The organism is Okeania sp. (assembly GCF_983059655.1).
In genome coordinates this window covers 1-3,029 of record NZ_CEZPJD010000580.1, presented here as the reverse complement: position 1 = coordinate 3,029, position 3,029 = coordinate 1, and the positions used below count along the sequence as shown (strand labels likewise).

The 3,029-nt window shown below is 37.6% G+C and carries 1 protein-coding gene; it reads left to right on the top strand.

Features of this window, described 5'->3' with window-relative positions; genetic code table 11:
• Positions 1-26: 26 nt before the first annotated feature.
• Positions 27-3,029: efflux RND transporter permease subunit (locus AC3DU7_RS24535; RefSeq protein WP_488041913.1), on the top strand; the 3,003-nt coding region annotated here is incomplete at its 3' end.

The following is a 3,029-nucleotide window of genomic DNA, read 5'->3' as shown; positions in this document are numbered from 1 at the left end:
CTGATAACTGATAACTGATAACTGAAATGACTACTTTATTTTATCGAAACTTTAGATTATTAATCCTAGCAATACTAGTAATTCTCACCTGGGGAATTTCAGCTTTTTTCACATTGCCACGACTTGAAGACCCTGAATTAGTTTCTCGCCTGGCGGTCGTAACAACTTTTTTACCTGGAGCTGATGCTGAACGAGTTGAAGCTTTGGTTACAGAAAAAATAGAAGAAGAATTATCTGAAATTGAGGAAATTAAAAGCTACGAATCAGATTCTAGGGCGGGTAGTTCGATTATTACTATTGAAGTTTTAGATTCTGTTGAAGGGGACGAAATTGATGCAATTTGGTCAAGAGTTAGAGATCGATTAGATAGAGCTGCTCCTGAATTACCTGTAGGTGCAGGTCCGCCACGACTACAAGAGTTTGAAGTTAAGGCTTATGCTTTGATTGCATCTTTAATTTGGGAACAAGATGACGAACCTAATTATGCAATTCTCAACCGCTTGTCTGAATTATTGAGAGATGAATTATTGGGATTATCGGGAACAGAAAAGATCGATATTTTTGGCAAGCAAGATGAAGAAATTGTAGTAGAAATTGACCAGACTCAGTTAGCTAGTATTGGGCTAACACCTCAACAATTATCAACACAAATTCAACAGAGTGATGCTAAGGTTTCAGCAGGTCTACTACGCAGCCAAAATAATGATTTACTATTAGAAATTGAGTCTGATTTAGATTCCCTAGAAAGGATTAGGAGTATTCCAATTAGCTTTAGCGAACAAGGACAATTTGCTCGACTTAGCGACATTGCTGAAGTGAGGAAAACTATTATTAAACCATCAAGAGAATTAACATTAATTAATGGTCGTCCTGCTGTTGCATTAGGGATATTTGTGGAATCAGATTATCAAATAGACCTTTGGGCAAAAACAGCAGAAGCAGAAATTGATAAATTCCGCGAACAACTAGGCAAAGGTCTTAAGCTAGAGATTATTTTTAATCAAAGTAATTATATTGAAAACCGCCTAGACAGTTTGATTTTTAATTTGTTTATTAGTGGCTTTCTAGTATTTGCAATTACAGTCTTTTTAATGGGTTGGAAATCTGCAATTGTTATTGGTTTAGCCCTACCTCTTTCGATTTGTATGGTTCTAGGTTCCATGGGATTGTTAGAGATACCACTACATCAAATGTCAATAACTGGATTAATTGTTGCATTAGGATTATTGATTGATACAGCAATTATTGTTGTTGATGAAGTTAGTCAAGGTATAGCTTCAGGTTTAAAATCAGAAGTAGCAATTACTAAAGCAATTCATCATTTATTTATGCCTTTAATGGCATCAACTCTAACTACAGCTTTGGCATTTTTACCAATTGCATTAATGCCTGGTCCCTCTGGAGAATTTGTTGGTAGTATTGGTATTAGCGTAATTTTAGCTGTGCTTTCTTCACTATTAATATCCATTACCATAAGCTCCGCAATAACTGCAAAATTATACCACAATCCCGGTGGTAATTCCTGGCAAAAAACTAAACAGCTATGGTGGAAAACGGGATTTTCAAATTCTTATTTAACTAAAATTTATCAACTAACTTTACGCAGTTTATATAGTTCTCCTTTGTTAGGAATATTACTAGGTTTAATTTTACCAATAACTGGTATAGTTCAGTTGGGAACTCTCCCCCAACAATTCTTTCCTCAAGTAGATAGAGACCAAATACAAATTGAATTAGAATTGCCTGTTCTAACTTCAATTGAAAAAACAAGAAATACTGCTCTACAAGTCCGAAAACTAATTTTACAGCACTCAGAAATTGATGAATTACAGTGGTTTTTAGCCCGTAGCGCGCCCAGGTTTTACTACAACTTAAAAGCAGGTAAAGAACGATATCTCAATTATGCTCAAGGATTTTTACAGCTCAATACCATCGCGAAACCAGAATTAGTTAACAGAATTCAAGCAGAAATTGATGCCGCATTTCCTGAAGCTCAAATTGTGGTGCGATTATTGGAACAGGGGCCTCCTTTTGATGCACCAGTAGAACTACGAATTTATGGTCCCAACTTAGAGGAACTACAACAAATAGGAGAACAAGCAAGAGCGCTATTAGCTCAAACTCCGAAAGTAACTCACACCCGCAGCACCTTAAACGATATTCGGCCTCAACTAAAACTGCTAGTGAATGAAGAAGAAATTCGTTTAGCAGGACTCGATCGCGCTGCTATTTCGCAACAATTAGATACTTTACTAGAGGGAAATTTGGGAGGTTCTGTTCTCGAAGGTGTTGAAGAATTACCAGTGCGGGTACGAGTGTCAAATGCTCAAAGAGGAGACTTTAGCCAAATTACATCCCTAGATTTACAAGCCACTGGCTCCAGCCTCAATCAAAATCGCCTAAATGCAAATGACACAATACCTCTATCAGCTTTAGCAGAGGTAGAATTAGAGCCACAATTTTCAGTCATTAGAAGACGTAACGGCAGACGAGTAAACTCCATTCAAGGTTTTATTGCTGCTGGTGTTTTACCTTCAGAAGTTCTGACAAAATGGCAGCAAGCGTTAAATGATTCAGGTTTTGAAATACCATCTGGGTACTGGTCTGAAGTTGCTGGAGAGTCAGAACAACAAGGGAATGCTCAAGCAAGTCTTTTCTCTACTCTGCCAATTATATTAGTGTTATCAGCCTCAATTTTGGTGTTATCCTTAAATTCATTCCGAGCAGCTTCCATAATTGGTTTAGTTGCTATTTGTGCTGTAGGATTAGGATTCTTTAGTTTATGGCTATTTGGCTATCCCTTTGGGTTTATGAGTCTGATCGGCACATTTGGTTTAGTGGGAATTGCCATTAATGACTCAGTTGTAGTTATGGCTGCTATCCTGGAAGATCCAGAAGCATCTCAAGGCAACAGTCGAGCTACCCGAAAAGTAGTCCTACGTTCAACTCGTCATGTAATTGCTACAACCTTAACCACAATGATTGGGTTTGTGCCCTTATTGTTAGGAGGTGGTAGTTTTTGGCCTCCT